At 65.6% G+C, this 18,921-nt stretch carries 17 protein-coding genes and 1 riboswitch; of the genes, 11 read left to right on the forward strand and 6 right to left on the reverse strand.

The genetic code is table 11. From position 1 onward, the window contains the following. Positions 1–19: 19 nt before the first annotated feature. From AC1RDS_RS14325 to AC1RDS_RS14335, 3 genes are all read right to left on the reverse strand, one after another. Positions 20–1,654, reverse strand: coding sequence for a peptide chain release factor 3 (locus AC1RDS_RS14325; protein WP_303835716.1), 1,635 nt, complete (start codon positions 1,652–1,654; stop codon positions 20–22). A gap of 48 nt (positions 1,655–1,702) precedes the next feature. Next, positions 1,703–1,969, reverse strand: coding sequence for a hypothetical protein (locus AC1RDS_RS14330; protein ID WP_348682461.1), 267 nt, complete (start codon positions 1,967–1,969; stop codon positions 1,703–1,705). Between the two features lie 214 nt (positions 1,970–2,183). Further along, a complete protein-coding gene (locus tag AC1RDS_RS14335) occupies positions 2,184–3,758 on the reverse strand; it encodes a winged helix-turn-helix domain-containing protein (RefSeq protein WP_348682462.1) in 1,575 nt (524 codons plus the stop codon). A gap of 183 nt (positions 3,759–3,941) precedes the next feature. Between AC1RDS_RS14335 and AC1RDS_RS14340 the strand changes: the two genes are divergently transcribed. The 6 genes from AC1RDS_RS14340 (at position 3,942) to AC1RDS_RS14365 (ending at position 9,892) form a co-directional block, all read left to right on the forward strand. Further along, positions 3,942–4,304, forward strand: coding sequence for a group I truncated hemoglobin (locus tag AC1RDS_RS14340; RefSeq protein WP_303835722.1), 363 nt, complete (start codon positions 3,942–3,944; stop codon positions 4,302–4,304). 171 nt (positions 4,305–4,475) lie between these two features. Further along, a complete protein-coding gene (locus AC1RDS_RS14345; protein ID WP_303835723.1) occupies positions 4,476–5,321 on the forward strand; it encodes a class I SAM-dependent methyltransferase in 846 nt (281 codons plus the stop codon). Positions 5,322–5,539: 218 nt separating this feature from the next. Then, a riboswitch (S-adenosyl-L-homocysteine riboswitch) is annotated at positions 5,540–5,618 on the forward strand. Positions 5,619–5,687: 69 nt separating this feature from the next. Next, positions 5,688–7,124 (forward strand): adenosylhomocysteinase, encoded by a 1,437-nt coding sequence (ahcY, locus tag AC1RDS_RS14350; RefSeq protein WP_303835724.1) that lies wholly within the window; start codon positions 5,688–5,690, stop codon positions 7,122–7,124. Between the two features lie 177 nt (positions 7,125–7,301). Beyond that, on the forward strand, positions 7,302–8,300 hold the full coding sequence (locus AC1RDS_RS14355; protein ID WP_348682463.1) for a TlyA family RNA methyltransferase: 999 nt from the start codon (positions 7,302–7,304) through the stop codon (positions 8,298–8,300). Beyond that, positions 8,297–9,148: a methylenetetrahydrofolate reductase [NAD(P)H] gene (gene metF, locus AC1RDS_RS14360; RefSeq protein ID WP_348682464.1), complete on the forward strand. Its 852-nt coding sequence runs from the start codon at positions 8,297–8,299 to the stop codon at positions 9,146–9,148. Before AC1RDS_RS14355 ends, metF begins: the two co-directional genes overlap by 4 nt. A gap of 69 nt (positions 9,149–9,217) precedes the next feature. Then, positions 9,218–9,892 carry a septal ring lytic transglycosylase RlpA family protein gene (locus AC1RDS_RS14365; RefSeq protein WP_348682465.1) on the forward strand — a complete coding sequence of 225 codons (675 nt, stop codon included), beginning with the start codon at positions 9,218–9,220 and terminating at the stop codon, positions 9,890–9,892. 43 nt (positions 9,893–9,935) lie between these two features. Here AC1RDS_RS14365 and AC1RDS_RS14370 read toward each other — a convergent pair whose 3' ends face one another. Then, positions 9,936–10,823, reverse strand: a complete 888-nt coding sequence (locus AC1RDS_RS14370; protein WP_348682466.1) for a 23S rRNA (adenine(2030)-N(6))-methyltransferase RlmJ — start codon at positions 10,821–10,823, stop codon at positions 9,936–9,938. 384 nt (positions 10,824–11,207) lie between these two features. Here AC1RDS_RS14370 and AC1RDS_RS14375 point away from each other — a divergent pair, with 384 nt between their 5' ends. From AC1RDS_RS14375 to erpA, 4 genes are all read left to right on the forward strand, one after another. Continuing rightward, on the forward strand, positions 11,208–13,127 hold the full coding sequence (locus AC1RDS_RS14375) for a serine/threonine protein kinase (RefSeq protein ID WP_348682477.1): 1,920 nt from the start codon (positions 11,208–11,210) through the stop codon (positions 13,125–13,127). Between the two features lie 180 nt (positions 13,128–13,307). Continuing rightward, entirely contained in the window at positions 13,308–13,739 is a 432-nt protein-coding gene (rplM, locus tag AC1RDS_RS14380) for a 50S ribosomal protein L13 (protein ID WP_056414298.1), read from the forward strand. An 11-nt stretch (positions 13,740–13,750) separates the two neighbouring features. Further along, positions 13,751–14,143 (forward strand): 30S ribosomal protein S9, encoded by a 393-nt coding sequence (gene rpsI, locus AC1RDS_RS14385; RefSeq protein WP_026437699.1) that lies wholly within the window; start codon positions 13,751–13,753, stop codon positions 14,141–14,143. A gap of 179 nt (positions 14,144–14,322) precedes the next feature. Next, positions 14,323–14,688 (forward strand): iron-sulfur cluster insertion protein ErpA, encoded by a 366-nt coding sequence (erpA, locus tag AC1RDS_RS14390; protein WP_092699568.1) that lies wholly within the window; start codon positions 14,323–14,325, stop codon positions 14,686–14,688. Between the two features lie 24 nt (positions 14,689–14,712). On the opposite strand, the gene AC1RDS_RS14395 is transcribed toward erpA, so the two are convergent. Then, the gene (locus AC1RDS_RS14395) at positions 14,713–15,822 is read right to left on the reverse strand and encodes an anhydro-N-acetylmuramic acid kinase (RefSeq protein WP_348682468.1); all 1,110 of its coding nucleotides are present in this window, start codon (positions 15,820–15,822) and stop codon (positions 14,713–14,715) included. A 306-nt stretch (positions 15,823–16,128) separates the two neighbouring features. Further along, positions 16,129–17,487 carry a M23 family metallopeptidase gene (locus AC1RDS_RS14400; RefSeq protein ID WP_348682470.1) on the reverse strand — a complete coding sequence of 453 codons (1,359 nt, stop codon included), beginning with the start codon at positions 17,485–17,487 and terminating at the stop codon, positions 16,129–16,131. Positions 17,488–17,688: 201 nt separating this feature from the next. Between AC1RDS_RS14400 and tyrS the strand changes: the two genes are divergently transcribed. Continuing rightward, positions 17,689–18,921 (forward strand): tyrosine--tRNA ligase, encoded by a 1,233-nt coding sequence (tyrS, locus tag AC1RDS_RS14405; protein WP_348682471.1) that lies wholly within the window; start codon positions 17,689–17,691, stop codon positions 18,919–18,921.

Genomic DNA, 18,921 nt, shown 5'->3' on the forward strand with positions numbered 1-18,921 from the left:
GCCGTCATGGTCGCCGCTGTCAGTGGTTGCTGTCCAGCGCCAGGCCCGCGTGCTCGCGCAGCGGATGGAAGTGGATTTTCGGAAACCGCTCCTGCGCCAGCCGCACGTCATACGGCGAGGTGCACAGGTAGGCCAATGCGTTGGCCGCATCGTGCGACAGGCGCATGGGATAGGCGTCGGTGAAGGCACGCAGGTCGGCCGGGCTGTCGGCGGTGATCCAGCGCGCGCCGGTGTACTGGCAACCTTCCAGGCGCACATCGGCGTCGTATTCGGCCTTCAGGCGGTGCTGCACCACTTCAAACTGCAGCTGGCCCACGGCGCCCAGCAGCATGGGGCCGCCCACGTCGGGCCGGAAGACCTGGATGGCGCCTTCCTCGCCCAGCTGCGCCAGGCCTTGCTGCAGCTGCTTGGTGCGCAGCGGGTTTTTCAGGATGACGGTCATGAACAGCTCGGGGGCGAAGAACGGCAGGCCCGTGAACTGCAGGTTGGCGCCGTCGGTGATGGTGTCACCCAGCTGCACGCCGCCGTGCGTGGTGAAGCCGATGATGTCGCCCGCGTAGGCCTCTTCGACCGCCTCGCGGCGCTGGCTCATGAAGGTCACCACACTGGTCGGGCGCAGTTCCTTGGCGGTGCGCTGCACCTTGAGCTTCATGCCCGGGGTGTACTTGCCCGAGGCCACGCGCACAAAGGCGATGCGGTCGCGGTGGTTGGCGTCCATGTTGGCCTGCACCTTGAACACCACGCCGGCAAAGCCTTCGTCTTCGGGCTGGATGACTTTGACCACGGGCTGCTTGTTCACCTGCAGCGTGCTGGTGCGCGGGCCGGGCGGGGGAGACATGTCCACCACGGCGTCCAGCACCTCCATCACACCGAAGTTGTTCACGCCGGAGCCGAAGAACACGGGCGTGAGCTTGCCGGCCAGAAACTCTTCGTCGTTCCAGGCGGCCGAGGCGCCGACGGCCAGTTCCATGCTCTCCAGCGCATCGTCGAAGGTCTGGCCAAAGCGCTGGCGCAGCCGGTCGGCCTCGGCCAGCGGGATCACTTCAAAGTCTTTCGGACCCCGGTCGCTGCCGGGGGTGAACACCGTCATGCTCTGCGTGCGCAGGTTGATGATGCCGCCAAAGCTCTTGCCCTGGCCCACCGGCCAGGTGATGGGGCAGCAGGGCATGCCCAGCTCGCGCTCGACCTCGTCCAGGATGTCCAGCGGGTCGCGCACCTCGCGGTCCATCTTGTTGACGAAGGTGATGATGGGCGTGTCGCGCTGGCGGCAGACCTCGATCAGGCGGCGCGTCTGCGCTTCCACGCCGTTGGCGGCGTCGATCACCATCAGGGCCGAGTCCACGGCGGTGAGCACGCGGTAGGTGTCTTCCGAGAAGTCCTTGTGGCCGGGCGTGTCGAGCAGGTTGATGACGTGGTCGCGGTACAGCATCTGCATGACCGAGCTGGCCACCGAGATGCCGCGCTGCTTTTCGATCTCCATCCAGTCCGAGGTGGCGTGGCGGCTGGCCTTGCGACCCTTGACGGCGCCGGCGATCTGGATTGCGCCCGAGAACAGCAGCAGCTTTTCCGTCAGCGTCGTTTTACCGGCGTCGGGGTGGGAAATGATGGCAAAGGTACGGCGGCGCCGGGTTTCGGCAAGAAAGGGTGCGGACATGCAGGCGGTGGCCGCGCCCCGGGGCGGCGGCCAAGTCAAAAGGGTGGGTCAACCCGTGATTATCCCGCGCCGCTGCCAACCCTGCGGGATGGCCTGCCAGGGCCGGCTGGCCGGTGTGATCTCGACCCGGGGCCGATCGATGGCCTTTTCCTTGGCCTTGATGGTGGGCACCGTGGCGGTTTTCTGCTCCGTGGCCACGCTGGCATCGGGGGTTTTGACGCCGTGCTGGAGCAGCGTCACGTTGCCCGCCTGGGTTTTTTTCACGTCGCATGCGGCGAGGCCGGCGACACCCAGGGAGACAACGGGGATGGCCATCAGGTTTTCATGGCGGGGCGCGCTTTCTCTGGCACAGCGAAACCAAATACCGCTCACCGGGACCGATGCCTCATGCCGCCATGGAAAACGCAACGCCACGTTCTGGCGGCAGGAAGGCCGACCGTGCGGGTGCCGGCCTGTGGCCCGTGCTGCCCCGAGCGCTGGGCCTGGTGCAATACCTTTTCCACCCAGGACATGCCCTCTTCGGAGGGCGTCATGCCATGCCGATGCGCGCGGCCCCCTGGCGAAACAGGGCTGCGCCCTCGGGGTCGAAGCGGAAAGCCGCGAAAAAGTCGTCGGCCTGGTAGTTTGGTCGCGCCTGGCGTATTTCTGCCGCATAGGTGCGTGCCAGGTCGAGCGAACCCGCCAATGCCAAGCTGTAGGCCGCGATGGCGCGGATGTGCGTGTGGGCGTTGGGACGGGCGGCGGCCTTGACGGCCCAGTCCGCCGCCTCGTCGAACCGGCCCAGGCGCACCAGCGCCATGGCGCGGGTCCCCAGCATGCCGAAAAGCAGCGGGTCGAAGGGGCTGAGCAGGCGCGAGTGGTCGGACGCCGCGATGGCGGCCTGGGGGTCGCCCGCCTGGGATTGGACAAACGCCAGCGTGTAATGACCCAGCGCGAAGCTGGGACTCAGGTGGATGGCCTGCTCCAGCTCAACCACGGCCGAGTCCTGCTGAGCGCGCAGCCACAGTGCCCGGCCCATGGCCCAGTGGGCCGCCGGGTTGCGGTCGTCGGCGTCCAGGCTTTGGCGGGCCGTGGCCATGGCCTGGTCGCAAGCGGCTGCGCGCTCGGACCAGCCCTGGAAGGCGTTCTGGAAGTGCGTGAACGACAGCCCGGCGTAGGCACGCGCGAAAGTGGGGTCGAGGTGCACCGCCATGGCAAAGAATTGGCGGGCGCGCTCGTTGTCGGCCTGGTTGAATCGGTACATATGCCACAGGCCACGGTGGTGGGCCTCCCAGGCATCGAGGGTGTTGGGCGGGCGCAGCAGGGCGCGGTTGCGCTCGGCCAGCTCGATCTCGCTGGCGGCGATGGCGACGATCTGGCTGCCAATGTCGTCGAGGACGAAAAAAGCGTCGTCCAGGGGGCGGTCGAAGATGTCGGCCCAGACGACGTGCGCGGTGCGGACCTCCACCAGTTCGGCCGTCACCACCAGACGCCGTGCGTGGCGGCGCACGGTGCCGCTCACCACATAGTCGACATCAAGAAGGCGCGCGGCCTCCTGCGGGCCGATGTCGCGTTCATGCAGCGCGAACACGGTGCCTTGTGCGATGACGAACAGGCTGCGCAGCTGGGCCAGCCGGGTGATGACGTCGTGGGCCAGTGCGTCGGCTGTGCCCCCACGCCCACCGGCCACGGGCGAGAGGTCGGCGAAGGGCATGACGGCGATGGACGCGCGGTGCGGATGCGCGTCGCGGGCTTTGTCGAGAGGCAGATCCGGGCCTGCGCCGGGCGCGCTCTGGCACAGGGGGGTGGGCGGTTCGTGTTCCGTGGCCGTTGCCACGAAGCGGTAGCCGCGGCGTGGAATGGTGGCAATGCAAGCTTGGGCCATGCCACTGTCGCCGATGGCCTGGCGTGCCGCCTTGATGCAACTGCTCAGGGCCGACTCGCTCACCACCTTGCCGGCCCACAGCGCATCCAGCAGTTCCTGCCGGGGCACGATGCGGTGGCGGTGCTGCAGCAGGTAGGCCAGCAGGTCGAACACCTGCGGCTCGACCTGGCGTGTCTGCCCCTGGCAGCGCAAGGTGAACAGACGGGTATCGAGCTCACAGTCTCTGAAAGTCAGCAGCACCGGCTACTCCTTCACGGAAGCAGAGCCGGAATCATATGGCGCACCACCATCTTCAGCCAATCTCCACGCCTTCCCCATGGTGGCGCCAAGGAATCTGGCGCGGTTGTGCGTAAGCTTTTTCCACCGTGGCTCGGGCAGACCGCGCAACGTATTCAGGAGTTTCTTGACCGAAAGGAGTTCACCATGGGTACCACGCTTTACCAACGGCTGGGCGAATCGGCGGGCATCGCCCGCCTCGTGGACGATGTCATTGCCGCCCACCTGAGCAATCCCCTCGTCAAAACCCGTTTCGAGAACGCCGAGGACCTGGAGCACACCAAGAAAATGGCGACCGAGTTCTTCTGTGCGGGTGCCGGGGGACCGCAGCCTTACACCGGCAGAGACATGCTCACGGTGCACAAGGGGATGAACATCAGTGAACAGGAGTATCTGGCGGTCATGGATGACATTGTTGGTGCCATGGGCAAGCACCAGCTGGACGATGGCACGAAGAACGAGGTGATCGGCATCCTCTACGCGCTCAAGGGCCACATCATCCGCGTCTGATTCCCTTCTTCCATCACCCGTGTCGTTGTTGCTGCGCATTGCCTTGCAAGGCACGGGCTGCGGTTGAGCGCCCAGACACCAAGGATCAGGAATCGGAATGACCGGGTCTCCTGCCGGCGCGGTCGCGCCGCAGGGGCGGAGGGTTGCACACCATCTATGGAGGTACCTCAAATGGACTCGCAACTAGAAAGCATTCGCGAACAACAGCAAGCGTCCTGGAACCGGTTCTCCGCGGGCTGGAAGAAATGGGATGAGCTGTTCATGGACTTCCTGCGCCCCATGGGCGACGAAATCATCCGTTGGCTGGACCCGAAGGGCCAGGACGTGGTGCTCGATGTCGCCGGCGGCACGGGAGAGCCCGGGTTGACGATTGCGGCGCGCATTCCGCAGGGGCGGGTGGTCGTCACCGACCTGGCGGCGAACATGCTGGAGATCGCCAGGGAGAATGCGCAGCGCCGCGGGCTGGCCAATGTGGAGACCCGCGTGTGCGATGTGTGCGCGCTGCCTTTTGCGGACCAGAGTTTTGATGCCGTCAGCTGCCGCTTTGGCTTCATGTTTTTCCCCGACATGGATCTGGCGGCCCGGGAGATGGCGCGTGTCCTGAAACCCGGCGGGCGCCTGGCCACTGCGGTCTGGAATGTGGCGGAGAAAAATTTCTGGGTGACGGCCATCATGGGCGCGATCAACCGGAACATGGCCTTGCCTGCACCGGCGCCGGGCGCGCCGGGCATGTTCCGCTGTGCCCAGGCGGGCTGGGGCGAGGCGCTGTTGGCGCAGGCCGGGCTGAAAAATGTGTCGGTCAGGGAGGTGGCGGGACGGCTCGACTGCCAGACCGCCGATGTGTACTGGCAGGCCATGACCGAAGTGGCCGCACCGGTGGTTGCCGCACTGGGCCAGGCCGACGAAGCCACGGGAGAGAAGATTCGGGAAGAGGTGTATCGGGCCATCGAGCAGAAATTCCCGGATGGCAATGTCCGGATCGACGCCAGCGCACTCGTGGTTTATGGCGAGAAATGAAGGAGCGCTGCCGTACCTGGGGGGGGGCAGCCACCATGCATGGCAACGGGGCCTGGTGACGGATGCCTCCCCGCGCACTGGGCGCATCGTTGCCGGCGGATGCGGCGCTTGCATCGGTGGGTCCCGCGCATGCCGAGCCATGTGGCCGGGGAATGCGCCCTGGCTGGCGGCCGGGATGGCGTGGCGCCGGGTGCGCGCGTCCGTATAATCCCGACCTCATCCGAGGAGCGTTGCAGCGTCCCCAGCATTGGCGGGGCGTGAGGCTCGGAGTCACTTTCGCAACGACGCTCATCCACTTTCCGCGTGGTGAGCTTTTTCCCTTCCCCCCCGGCGAGTGGTTTTTTCAAACATGCTTTGGAGCAAACCATGAACGCACGCGTCAACGCACCTACCCTGGCCGACAGCGCCATTGCCGACATCGGCCTGGCCAACTGGGGCCGCAAGGAAATCCGCATCGCCGAGACCGAGATGCCCGGCCTGATGGCCATCCGCGAGGAATTCGCCGCCAGGCAGCCCCTGAAGGGCGCGCGCATCACCGGCTCGCTGCACATGACCATCCAGACGGCCGTGCTGATCGAGACCCTGAAAGCCCTGGGCGCCGATGTGCGCTGGGCTTCGTGCAACATCTTCTCCACCCAGGACCACGCCGCCGCCGCGATTGCCGCCACCGGCACGCCGGTGTTCGCCATCAAGGGCGAAACCCTGGTGGACTACTGGGACTACACCCACCGCATCTTCGACTTCGGCGCCAAGGGCACGGAGGGCGAAGGCCCGAACATGATCCTGGACGACGGCGGCGACGCCACGCTGCTGATGCACCTGGGCAAGAAGGCCGAGCAGGACGCCTCCGTGCTGGCCAATCCCGGCAGCGAGGAAGAGCGCATCCTGTATGCCGCCATCAAGGCCAAGCTGGCCGAAGACAGCACCTGGTACAGCCGCAAGAGCGCCCAGATCCTCGGCGTGACCGAAGAGACGACGACCGGCGTGCACCGCCTCAAGGAAATGTCGGCCAAGGGCACGCTGCTGTTCCGCGCCATCAACGTGAACGACTCGGTGACCAAATCGAAGTTCGACAACCTCTACGGCTGCCGCGAATCGCTGGTGGACGGCATCAAGCGCGCCACCGACGTGATGATCGCCGGCAAGGTGGCCGTGGTGGCCGGCTACGGCGACGTGGGCAAGGGCAGTGCCCAGGCGCTGCGCGCGCTGAGCGCCCAGGTGTGGGTGACCGAGATCGACCCCATCAACGCCCTGCAGGCCGCCATGGAAGGCTTCAAGGTCGTGACCATGGAATGGGCCGCGCCACTGGCCGACATCTTCGTCACCACCACCGGCAACCGTGACGTGATCACCTTCGAACACATGAAGGCCATGAAGGACCAGGCCATCGTCTGCAACATCGGCCACTTCGACAATGAGATCCAGGTCGCCAAGCTCGAAGAACACTGCCAGTGGGAAGAGATCAAGCCCCAGGTGGACCATGTGATCTTCGCCGACGGCAAGCGCATCATCCTGCTGGCCAAGGGCCGCCTGGTGAACCTGGGCTGCGGCACGGGCCACCCGAGCTTCGTGATGTCGAACTCGTTCGCCAACCAGACCATCGCGCAGATCGAGCTGTTCACCCACCCCGAAGGCTACGACGTGGGCAAGGTCTACGTGCTGCCCAAGCACCTCGACGAGAAGGTGGCACGCCTGCACCTCAAGAAGGTGGGCGCCATGCTGACCGAGCTGAGCGACGAGCAGGCCGCCTACATCGGCGTGCCCAAGCAGGGCCCCTACAAGCCCGACACCTACAGGTACTGATTCCCCCTCGGGCGCTTGCGCCTTCCCCCTGAGGGGGACGCCACCAGCGGCCCGGCAAAGCCGGTTCCGCGGTGGCGCTGGCGGGTGGCGCGGCTCAATGATGCTATTTTTATATGAGCTGCTGGCGCTTGATTTACTAACGCTACCAGCTGACTTGACTCAAAAAGGATGGGCGCGATGCGCGCAGATGTGTTTTTGGTGGAACGTGGCCATGCGGCCACGCGCTCGCAGGCGCAGCGGCTGATTGCCGCGGGCGTGGAGTGGCGCCTGTCGCCGCTGGCGCCCTGGCAGAAGGTGGCCAAGAACGGGGACGAAATCCCGTCCGTGGCCGAGGTGCGGCTGCTCGACGATGCCGAGGCCAAGTACATCTCGCGTGGCGGCCTCAAGCTCGAAGGGGCGCTGCGGGCCACCGGCCTGTCGGTGGCGGGGTTGCGCTGCTTGGATGTGGGGCAGAGCACGGGCGGCTTTACCGACTGCCTGCTGCAGCAGGGCGCGGCCCAGGTGATTGGCGTGGATGTGGGCCATGGCCAGCTGCACGAGCGGCTGCGCGCTGATCTGCGCGTGGTCTGCGTCGAGGGCGTGAATGCGCGCTCGCTGACGGCGCAGGCCTTGCAGGATGCCTGTGAGCTGGCCCTGTCGGAAGTGATCGAGGCCGAAGAGGACAACGAGACCCAGCCCGAGGCACCCTACAGCTGGATGCGCAATGGCGGGCAGGTGGACGAGGCCTACGACGACAGCAACGATGCCAAGGACCAGGACATCGAAGCCTTCAAGTCCGAGCGCGCCGCCCGCGCCAAGGCCCGCGAACAGGGAATGCTGCCGGTGGAGCGCCGCCGCCGGCCCGAATGCGCCGATACCGACATCACACCGGTGTTCGATCTGGTGACGGGGGACCTGTCGTTCATCTCGCTCACGCTGGTGCTGCCCGCGCTGGTGCCGCTGCTGGCGCCAGGCGGCAGCCTGCTGATGCTGGTCAAGCCGCAGTTCGAGCTGCAGCCCGGCCAGGTGGGCAAGGGCGGCATCGTGCGCGATGCCGCGCTGTATGCCGTGGTGGAACAACGCATCCGTGACTGCTGTGCCGGGCTGGGCCTGGTGGTGCAGGCGTGGCTGGACAGCCCCATCAGCGGCGGTGACGGCAACCATGAATTTTTTGTTTTTGCGAGGAGGGGCGCATGACCGCGGCCAACGCACCAGCCACCGGTCTGCCGGTGAGCTTCGAATTCTTTCCGCCCAAGACGCCCGAGGGCGCCGAAAAGCTGCGCGCCGTGCGCCAGCAGCTGTATGCCCGCAAGCCCGAGTTCTGCTCGGTGACCTATGGCGCAGGCGGCTCCACGCAAGAGGGCACCTTCGGCACCGTGCAGGAGATCCTGGCCGAGGGCGTGAGCGCGGCCTCGCATTTCTCGTGCGTGGGGGCCACGCGCCAGTCGGTGCGCGAGCAGCTCGCCACGCTCAAGGCCATGGGCGTCAAGCGCCTGGTGGCCTTGCGCGGTGACCTGCCCAGCGGCTACGGCATGGGCGGCGAGTTCCACTACGCCAGCGACCTGGTGGCCTTCATCCGCGCCGAGACCGGGCGTGATTTTCACATCGAGGTGGCCGCCTACCCCGAAGTGCATCCGCAGTCCAAGTCGCCCGAGGCCGACCTCCAGGCCTTTGCCGCCAAGGTGCAGGCAGGGGCTGATTCGGCCATCACCCAGTATTTCTTCAATGCCGATGCGTACGAGCGCTTTGTGAACGATGTGCGCCGCCTGGGGCTGGATGTGCCGGTGGTGCCCGGCATCATGCCCATCATGGGGTCTTCGCAGCTCATGCGCTTTTCGGATGCCTGCGGTGCCGAGATTCCGCGCTGGATCCGTCTGCGCCTGCAGGGTTTTGGTGACGATACGGCGTCGATCCGGGCGTTTGGCCTGGATGTGGTGACCTCGCTGTGCGAGCAGTTGCGCCAGCGCGGCGTGCCGGGCCTGCACTTCTACACCATGAATCAGAGTGCAACAACGCTGGAACTGTGCCGGCGCCTCGGTTTGTAATGGGGGGCGGGGCCGGGCGTGATCACTGCCACGCGGTGGGGCCTTTCGTTTTTCAGGAAGTGGTGATGGATGCAGCGGACTGACAAGAGTGTGAAGAGCGTGCGCTGGTGCCCGCTGCTGGGGGTGGCGGCGCTTTCATGGGTGCTGGTGGCCTGTGCGCCCCTGCCGGTGGCGGACCCGGGGCTCCCCGAAGCGGCCGCCGGGATGTCGACCGAGCCCCGCAATGCCTGCGAGCTGGCGCAGCAACGTGGCGCGTCCCGGTCGCGGTTTTGCGCGCCGGCGGCCGGCAAGCAGGTCGAACCGCCGCCGCGGGCGAAGCCAGTGCCGGAGCCGGCGCGCAACGAAGCCGCCCGGCGCGGAGCCGACAGCGCGGAGCCGCAGGACAGCGCGGACGGGCCCGTGCGCGAAAGCGACCAGCAGGGCCTGGCATCCTGGTACGGACCGCGCTTTCACGGCCGGCGCACGGCCAGTGGCGAGATCTTCAACCGCCGCGACTTCACCGCCGCACACCGTTCCCTGCCATTCGGCACCCGGGTGTGTGTGCGCAGCCAGCTCACGGGCCGCGCCGTGGTGGTGCGCATCAATGACCGCGGCCCTTTCTCCGGGAACCGCGTGATCGATGTAAGCCAGGCTGCCGCCCAGGAGCTGGGCATGCTGGGACTGGGCATCAAGCCCGTGGAACTGTGGCTGCTGGAGGAAGGCGAGAGCGACTGTTTCCAGTCGCTTTCGGGATCGGCCCCTTGAGCCTGGCCGTAGAGCCAGGAAGCGGTCCATCGCCCCGCCGCTTTCAGCCGCCCGATTCGAGCGTGTGGGTGGCATGCTGGTCCTGGGCCAGCAATTCCACCATCTGGGGCAGGGCGGTCTTCAGGGCGGCCTTCAGGGTGAAGGGGGGATTGATCAGGAACATGCCGCTGGCAGGCAGGCCCGGACGCTTGATTTCGCCATCCGCCTTCCCGGTGAGCTTGCTGGACTTGACGGTCAGCGTGGCATGCAGCCAGCCCTTGCCCGCCTTGGTGGTCAGGGTTTTCAGGCGGCGCGGCAGGTCGTGCGCTTCGGGGCGCGGAATGATGGGGTACCAGACGGCATAGGTGCCCGTGGCAAAGCGCTTGAGCGAGTCGGCCGCCATGTCCAGCACCTTGGCATAGTCGCTCTTCATTTCATAGCTGGGATCGCACAGCACCAAAGCGCGGCGGGCCGGTGGAGGCAAAAATTTCTTGATGCCTTCGAAACCGTCTTCGTGCAGCACGGCCACCTGCCGACCCGCCTCCAGCTGGGCCACGTTGCCGGCCAGCGCGCGCAGATCGGTGGGGTGCAGCTCAAACAGCTTGAGCTTGTCGTGCTCGCGCAGCAGCCGCTGGATGATGAAGGGCGAGCCGGGGTACACCTTGGTGGTGGCGCCCTGGTTGAAGGCTTTCACCAGGTCCACATAAGCCTGCAGAGCGGGTGTGAGGGCGGCAACGCCGGGTGCAGTGAGGCGCAAGATGCCGTCCCCCGCCTCGCCGCTGGTGCTGGCGTAGTCGCCATCGAGCCGGTACAGGCCCGCACCCGCATGGGTGTCGAGAACCGTGAGGGCCGCGTCTTTTTCGGTGAGGTGTTGCAAGGCGGCAATCAGGACGGTGTGCTTGAGCACATCGGCGTGGTTGCCTGCATGGAAGGCGTGGCGATAACTGAACATGGCGCAATGGTAACGATTCGGCCTCTGGTGGCCGATGTGCGTTGCTGTACAGCGTGCATCGGACGCACAGCGCGGGCCTGAATAGAGTCCTGAAATGCTATAAAAGCAATAGCTTTTAGTATTTTGTCTGCGGGGAATTCAAGCTATTTTCCTGGTTGTTCGGCAGGTGTGATGGTTGGGCGGGGCCGGCGCGCTGCTGGCGCACTGGAAAAAACGGCACAATCGGCGGCGTTCGTGCCGTTGGGTGACGTTTTTGGCAGACAGGATGCCTTTTGTTTCCGGGGGCGACGGTGCATGCAGCATGATGGAAGCCGTGACGGTCGAGGCACCGCGCATCTCTCCCGTTGCTGCCCCGGACGCGTTCCCGCATTACCCCCGCCCATGATGATCGAAAACCCCAGCCCCACCCCTGTCAGCCGTGTGAACCATGTGGACGCGCTGACACCGGGCACGCGTCTGGCCGAGTTTGAAATACTGCAACTGCTCGGGGTGGGCGGTTTTGGCATGGTCTACAAGGCATTCGACCATTCGCTGCACCGCGCCGTGGCCATCAAGGAGTACATGCCTTCGGCGCTTGCGGGCCGTTCGCAGGGGCAATCGCTGTGGGTGCGATCGTCATCCGACCAGCAGACCTACCATACCGGGCTGGCGTCCTTCATGGGCGAGGCCCGCCTGCTGGCGCAGTTCGACCATCCGTCCCTGGTCAAGGTTTTCCGTTTCTGGGAGGCCAACAACACCGCCTACATGGTCATGCCGCTGTACACCGGCATGACCTTCAAGCAGGCGCGCTCGCAGATGCGCACGCCACCGCCCGAGGCCTGGCTGCGCAAGATGCTGTGGTCGGTGCTGGGTGCGCTGCGTGTGCTGCACGAGGGCAACACGCTGCACCGCGACATCTCGCCCGACAACATCTTCCTGCAGGACAACGGGCCGCCGGTGCTGCTCGACCTGGGCGCCGCGCGCCATGCCATCAATGACCAGGGCCACCAGCACACGGTCGTGCTCAAGGTGAATTACGCGCCCATCGAGCAGTATTCCGAGGGCGATGACGAGTTGCGCCAGGGCCCCTGGAGCGACCTGTATTCGCTGGCTGCCGTGGTGCATGGCTGCCTGTGCAACGACACCCCGCTGCCCGCCACGCTGCGCTCGATCCGGGACCGCATGGTGCCGTTCGCGCGCGTGGCCAAGACCGTCCAGCGCCAGTTCGGCGTGCAGTATTCGGCGCCATTTGTGGCCGCCATCGCCCAGGCCCTGGCCCTGCGCCCCGAGGACAGGCCCCGGAGCATCGACGCATTCCTGCAAACCATGGGAATGACGTCGCCGCCCGAGGGCGTCGAGCACTTCGACTTCCGGGCCGAACTGGGGGGTATCTGGGTCGAATCCGCAGATCGGCCAGGCCCTGGCGGGACCGCGCCCATTGTGGACGCTGTCTCTGCTCCCCCCCAAATGGCCGATCTGGAGGACTTGACCTACCGTTCGGCGCGGCCTGAACTGCCGCCTGCTGGCCTGGGCGCGCGGGACAACCCTGCTGCCGCGGGGCCGGACACGGTGGCGGCAGGCATGGCTGACACGGTTTTCATCGATGTGGGAGACTCGGTTTTCGAGGATTCACCCAGGATGGGGACGGTGCCGGCAGAACCGCCTTCGCGGGCGGAGCGCTCCGAGCAAAAGCAAAAACGCACGCGAAAAGCGCCAGGTAGCGGAGCGCAACGAACGGGGCATGCCGCCGCAGGGACCCGGTCCCGGTGGCCATCGTCGTCGGTGTGGCTGGCGGGCATCCTTCTGACCCTGGGCGCCGCCGCCGGAGCATCGTGGTGGACGCAGGGGCACTCCACCCCCCCGAGGCCGGCCGGCGACATGCTCACGGAGCTCAAGGAACCACTGGCGGTGCCGGCGAATTCCATTAGCGACATTCCCCTGGCGGGGGAGGGCGATCAGAGTGCTGCTGCGGTTGCGGGCGGTCCGGGCGGAGTGCCCGCAGCGCCCGCCGCCGCGGAAGCCGCCGTTGCCGGCCCCGCCGTGCGCATGCCGGCGCAGCGCCGCGCCCTGCCGGGGCCTTCTTCCACCACCGCGGTGGTGGTGCAGGATATATCTGCGCCCGAGCCGGTCGTGGGGCCCAGGCCCAGGGCTCCGGTGGCGCGCGCCATGGGGCCTGAGGAAGCTTGTGCCGATGCCGGCATGCTGGCCCGTCCCCTGTGCATTTTCAATGAATGCAAAAAACCGGGATTGGCCACGCATCCGGTGTGTGTGGATGTTCGCCGGCGGCAGGAGGCCGACGAGCAGCGCCGGCAGATGCAAAACTGACGCTGCAGTGCGTTCTCGCGGCCGCCCTTGCCTGAAAAGGGTGCTGCTTTGTATAATGGCAGGCTTCGCAGCGCTTTTGTGGTCCCGCGGCGAAGGCTTCATCCCACCTAAGAGGCTTCCTTCAGAGAAGCACCGACCGTGGAAAAGGACCCGCCAAACCCTCTTTCCAAGAGAAAACTCATGACTACTACTTTCAGCGCCAAGCCCGCTGAGGTCGTGCACGAGTGGTTTGTGATTGACGCGACCGACAAGGTCCTCGGACGAGTAGCCAGCGAAGTTGCTCTCCGTTTGCGCGGCAAACACAAGGCCATTTACACGCCTCACGTCGACACCGGTGACTTCATCGTCATCATCAACGCCGCCCAGCTCAAGGTCACCGGCACCAAGTCCCTGGACAAGGTGTACTACCGCCACTCGGGTTATCCCGGCGGTATCACGGCCACGAACTTCCGCGACATGCAAGCCAAGCACCCCGGCCGCGCGCTGGAAAAGGCTGTCAAGGGCATGCTGCCCAAGGGCCCCCTTGGCTACGCGATGATCAAGAAACTCAAGGTGTACGGTGGTGCCGAGCATCCCCACACCGCCCAGCAGCCCAAAGCGCTGGAAATCTAAGGAGCCTTGAGATGATTGGTGAATGGAACAATGGCACCGGCCGTCGCAAATCCAGCGTCGCCCGCGTGTTTCTGAAAAAAGGCTCCGGCAAGATCACGGTGAACGGCAAGGACATCCAGTCCTACTTCGGCCGCGAAACCTCGATCATGATTGCCAAGCAACCCCTGGCGCTGACCAACCATGTCGAAACCTTCGACGTGATGATCAACGTGCACGGTGGTGGCGAATCCGGCCAGGCCGGCGCTGCCCGCCACGGCATCACCCGCGCCCTGATCGACTACGACGCGACGCTCAAGCCCGTCCTGAGCCAAGCCGGCTTCGTGACGCGCGACGCCCGCGAAGTGGAGCGCAAGAAGGTCGGTCTGCACTCCGCCCGCCGCGCCAAGCAGTTCTCCAAGCGTTAAGCGCTGGTACTGCCTGCCTGCCATCCTTGCGGTGGTGGGTCGCAACAAGAAGCCGCCTTCGGGCGGTTTTTTGTTGCCAGCCACAATGCCCCCACTGAAATTGGCGTCAAACGCCGGTGGCCTGAATTCCCGACTGGATTGCAGTAGCATTCCAGTCAGATCCTGAATTGGAGTACCCCATGAGCGCAGTTGCCGAAAACGTCCAGACCGAAATGCCCACCCCCATCCTGTTCACCGACAGCGCAGCGGCCAAGGTGGCGGACCTGATCGCCGAAGAGGGCAATCCCGACCTGAAGCTGCGCGTGTTCGTCCAGGGCGGCGGATGCTCGGGCTTCCAGTACGGATTTACCTTTGACGAAATCACCAATGAAGACGACACCACCATGACCAAGAATGGTGTCTCGCTGCTGATCGATGCCATGAGCTACCAGTATCTGGTGGGTGCCGAGATCGACTACAAGGAAGACCTGCAGGGCGCCCAGTTCGTGATCAAGAACCCGAACGCCGCCAGCACCTGCGGCTGCGGTTCGAGCTTCTCGGCCTGACGGGTCGGGCAGAATCCTCTTTTTTCAGGCCGGGTAGACGGCCCCCAGCACACGGGCGCCTCGGGCGCCCGTGACGCTTTGGAGGTTGCCGGTTTGCCCCTGCGCCGTCTGGCGGGCCAGCCAGGCAAAGGCAGCAGCCTCCACTTGCAGCGCGGGCAGGCCCAGGGTGTCGGTAGGCGCCACCGAGATGCCGGGCGCCAAGGCCTGCAGGCGCCGCATCAGCTGGGTGTTCAAGGCGCCGCCACCGCACACTGCCAGTGTTTTGCTATTTTTCCCATGGCCGATGGCGCTCATTGCGCAAGCGCTGGCGGTCAATTCTGTCAAGGTAGCCTGCACGTCAACGGGCCGGACGCCGGAGTGCGCCGCCAGCGCATCCGACAGCCAGGTCGGGTTGAACAGGTCGCGCCCCGTGCTTTTGGGCGGGGGTTGCCGCAAAAAAGGCTCCTGCAGCAATGTGGCAAGCAGGTCGGGTTGCACCTGGCCCTGGGCGGCCCAGTTTCCATTTTTGTCAAAGGCCTGACCGGTGTGCAACTGGCACCAGTGGTCCATGAGCGCGTTGCCGGGCCCGCAGTCGAAGCCCGCTACGCTGCCGTCGGCGCCCAGCACGCTGAGGTTGGAGATGCCGCCGATATTGAGCACCAGCACCGTCTCGCCTGTCCGGCCAAACACGCCCCGGTGAAAGGCCGGGACCAGCGGGGCGCCTTGTCCGCCTGCAGCCACATCCCGGCTGCGAAAATCCGCCACCACGGGGATGCCGGTGCACTCGGCTAGCAGGGAGGGATTGTTCAGTTGCAGGGTATAGCCCGTGCCGTCGAATTCCTGGGGGCGGTGGCGCACGGTCTGTCCGTGCGCGCCGATGGCCCGTACGGCGCTGGCGGGGACGCCGCTGTGTTTCAGCAGCCTTCGCACGACCTCGGCGTAGGCCCGTGCCAGCGCATTGCCCGCCAGGGCCGCACGGTGCAGTTCGTTGGGGCCGGGGGTGTTGAGTGCGAGTAGTTCTGCTCTTAAATCAGGAGCTAATGGTGCTGATTCATGGCCGATAACAGCCATTTTCTCTTGTGAGAAATCGGCCAGAACGCCATCCACGCCGTCGAGCGAGGTGCCCGACATGAGGCCGATGTACAAGCTGGGCATCGCCTGCAACATCAGAACCTGTTCAATGTCTTTTTGGAGCCACACAAGTGTCTTGCCGGGATGGGATGCAAGGCGCTGTGCGCAGCCAATAGCTCAGCTATTGGCAAGCGCCGCAACGCCGCAGACCGCCCGGCAAGGCACTTGCCCGAAGGGTTGGAGTGAAATCGGGCGATTGGACGCCCCGGCTGCTTGCATGGGCATGAGCCCATGCGGCGCATCCGAAGCATCCACTCATCCCGATTGCACTCCAATGTGATCTCCCAAAAGACATTGAACAGGTTCTCAGAGCGGCGTGCCGGTTGCGGCTTACTCGGCGCTGGCCTGCTGCACCAGTGCAGCAGCCGACAGTTGCACGCGCATGTTCGCGGCCAACCGGTCGAAGGCGGGACGGGCGGCGGCCGACACCGGGGCGGCGGATTCACTTTGCTGGGCGATGGCTTGTGGATCTTGCTGCTGTCCGTTCACGCGGAATTCGAAATGCAGGTGCGGGCCGGTAGCCCAGCCCGTCGCGCCCACGGCGCCAATGGTCTGGCCCTGTTCGACGGTCTGGCCCTTTTTCACGTCCATCCGGCTCAGGTGGGCGTACACGGTCTGGTGCTGGTTGCGGTGCTTCACGTAGATCACGTTGCCGAAACCGTTCTGCACGCCGGCAAATTCGATGACACCGTCACCCACCGTGCGCACCGCCGTGCCCGTGGGCGCGGCATAGTCGGTGCCCAGATGGGCGCGCCACTTCTGCAGGATGGGGTGAAAACGCATCTTGAAGCTGCTGCTCACGCGGGAAAACTCCACCGGCGAGGTGAGGTAGGCGCGGCGCATGCTGGCGCCATCCAGGGTGTAGTAGGCGCCTTTGGCGGTGCCAGGTTCCTGGAACCACACCGCCTCATGGGTTTTGCCGTTGTTGTGGAACTCCGCGCTGAGCACGCGACCGCTGCGCAGCGGTTCGCCGTCGGCTTCCAGGGTTTCATAGACCACCGAGAAGCGATCACCCTTGCGCAGCGACCGGTGAAAGTCGATGTTGCCCGAGAACACCTCGGCCAGCTGCACGGCCACGGCATCGGGGATGCTGGATGCGTCGGTGGCGGCAAACAGCGAGCTCTGTATCACCCCGCCCGCCAGGCGGCTGCCCGTGGTGAGGGGGGCGGACTCGATGCGCGAGGTGAACCGCTCGCCGGAACGCTCGACCACCAGACGGCGGAAGTTGCCGCTGTCGTCCGGGGCCCAGCGGGCGGTCAGGCGCAAAAGGTGGTGGTCATCGGTGGTTTCGGCCGAGACCGAGCGCCCTGCGCGGCCCAGCAGGTTCTGGCGAACCTGGGCGTCGTCGCGCAGGAAGGCCGAGGCGGCCGGATCGGCCACGCCCATGCGCTGCAGCAAGGACTCCGCGGTGTCGCTGCTGCGGGTCTGTTCCGAGCGGTACAGCGAGAAACCGGGTGCTTCCAGGGCCTCCAGCACCGGGTTGGCCGCCAGCGACTCGACGGCGTAGCTGATCTGGCGCACGGGAAGATCCGATGGATCGGGGGCCAACGATGCCACGGCAAATGCGCCGCCGCCGCCGGTCAGCAGCAGGGTTGCCACGGCGGCGGTGATGCGTTGGGGGTGTTTCTGGACACAGTGAACCAGCCGGGCCAGCAATACGGTGGTGGCGGTGGTGAAGCCGTTGATCAAAGGTCTGTCCCCAAGGTTGAAGGTGCTGCCGGCATGGTTCCCGCTGCAAAACGGGGCAAAACCGGGAGTGCAGGCGGTCAGGTTGCAGGAATGCGACAGGGCTGCCGAGGTGTCGAAACGGCGAGACCACTAGAATCTGCCCACTGCAATGTGGGCTGAAGTATAGCGGGGCACGCTGTCTAGACATCCCAGAAAACCCTTATGAATCAATCTGCTGTTACAAAGAACCTGGTATCCGATGGTGTAGGACGGGCCCTTGAAATCTCGTTGCGCGGCGTGGACGAGCTGCTGCCGCAGGACGAGTGGATCAAGAAGCTGGCGCGCTCCGAAACCACGGGCCAGCCGCTGCGCATCAAACTGGGGCTGGACCCGACGGCGCCGGACATCCACATCGGCCACACCGTGGTGCTCAACAAGATGCGGCAATTGCAGGACCTGGGCCACCAGGTGATCTTCCTGATCGGCGATTTCACCAGCCTGATCGGCGACCCCTCGGGGCGCAACAGCACGCGCCCGCCGCTCACGCCCGAGCAGATCCAGTTCAACGCCGAGACGTACTACCGCCAGGCCAGCATGGTGCTGGACCCGGCGCGCACCGAGATCCGCTACAACAGCGAGTGGAGCGAGCCGCTGGGCGCGACGGGCATGATCCAGCTGGCCTCCCGGTTCACCGTCGCGCGCATGATGGAGCGCAACGATTTCCACGACCGTTTCAAGGCGGGCAACCCGATTGCGGTGCACGAGTTTCTCTACCCGCTGATGCAGGGCTACGACTCCGTGGCCCTGAAGAGCGACCTGGAGCTGGGTGGCACCGATCAGAAGTTCAACCTGCTCATGGGGCGCCATCTGCAGCAGGAATACGGCCAGGAGCCGCAGTGCATTCTGACCATGCCGCTGCTCGAAGGCCTGGACGGCATCGAGAAGATGTCCAAATCCAAGAACAACTACATCGGCATCAGCGAAGACGCCAACACCATGTATGCCAAGGTGCTGAGCATTTCCGACACGCTGATGTGGCGCTGGTACACGCTGCTGTCATTCCAGTCGCTTGCGCAGATCGAGGCCCTCAAGGCCGAGGTGGCGAATGGCCGCAATCCCAAGGACGCCAAGGTGGCGCTGGCCAAGGAGATCACTGCGCGCTTTCACAGCGCTGCGGCGGCCGATGCGGCCGAGCAGGACTTCATCCACCGCAGCAAGGGCGGCGTGCCCGACGAGATTCCCGAGGTGGCGCTGTCGGGCGCCCCGCTGGGCATTGGCGCCCTGCTCAAGCAGGCCAACCTGGCGCCCTCGACCAGCGAGGCCAACCGCCTGATCGAGGGTGGCGGCGTGCGCATCGACGGCGGCGTGGTCAGCGACAAGGGGCTCAAGCTCGAAGCAGGTACCTACGTGGTGCAGGTGGGCAAGCGCAAGTTTGCACGGGTGACCCTGGCCTGA

Source organism: Acidovorax sp. GW823-FHT02H02 (assembly GCF_058797075.1).

Coding starts and splice junctions, on each gene's coding strand:
- AC1RDS_RS14325 (WP_303835716.1), bottom strand. CDS start 1,654: ATGTCCGCACCCTTTCTTGCCGAAACCCGGCGCCGCCGTACCTTTGCC.
- AC1RDS_RS14330 (WP_348682461.1), bottom strand. CDS start 1,969: ATGGCCATCCCCGTTGTCTCCCTGGGTGTCGCCGGCCTCGCCGCATGC.
- rpsI (WP_026437699.1), top strand. CDS start 13,751: ATGATTGGTGAATGGAACAATGGCACCGGCCGTCGCAAATCCAGCGTC.
- AC1RDS_RS14345 (WP_303835723.1), top strand. CDS start 4,476: ATGGACTCGCAACTAGAAAGCATTCGCGAACAACAGCAAGCGTCCTGG.
- AC1RDS_RS14395 (WP_348682468.1), bottom strand. CDS start 15,822: ATGCCCAGCTTGTACATCGGCCTCATGTCGGGCACCTCGCTCGACGGC.
- AC1RDS_RS14355 (WP_348682463.1), top strand. CDS start 7,302: ATGCGCGCAGATGTGTTTTTGGTGGAACGTGGCCATGCGGCCACGCGC.
- tyrS (WP_348682471.1), top strand. CDS start 17,689: ATGAATCAATCTGCTGTTACAAAGAACCTGGTATCCGATGGTGTAGGA.
- AC1RDS_RS14375 (WP_348682477.1), top strand. CDS start 11,208: ATGATCGAAAACCCCAGCCCCACCCCTGTCAGCCGTGTGAACCATGTG.
- AC1RDS_RS14365 (WP_348682465.1), top strand. CDS start 9,218: ATGCAGCGGACTGACAAGAGTGTGAAGAGCGTGCGCTGGTGCCCGCTG.
- AC1RDS_RS14340 (WP_303835722.1), top strand. CDS start 3,942: ATGGGTACCACGCTTTACCAACGGCTGGGCGAATCGGCGGGCATCGCC.
- erpA (WP_092699568.1), top strand. CDS start 14,323: ATGAGCGCAGTTGCCGAAAACGTCCAGACCGAAATGCCCACCCCCATC.
- metF (WP_348682464.1), top strand. CDS start 8,297: ATGACCGCGGCCAACGCACCAGCCACCGGTCTGCCGGTGAGCTTCGAA.
- ahcY (WP_303835724.1), top strand. CDS start 5,688: ATGAACGCACGCGTCAACGCACCTACCCTGGCCGACAGCGCCATTGCC.
- rplM (WP_056414298.1), top strand. CDS start 13,308: ATGACTACTACTTTCAGCGCCAAGCCCGCTGAGGTCGTGCACGAGTGG.
- AC1RDS_RS14370 (WP_348682466.1), bottom strand. CDS start 10,823: ATGTTCAGTTATCGCCACGCCTTCCATGCAGGCAACCACGCCGATGTG.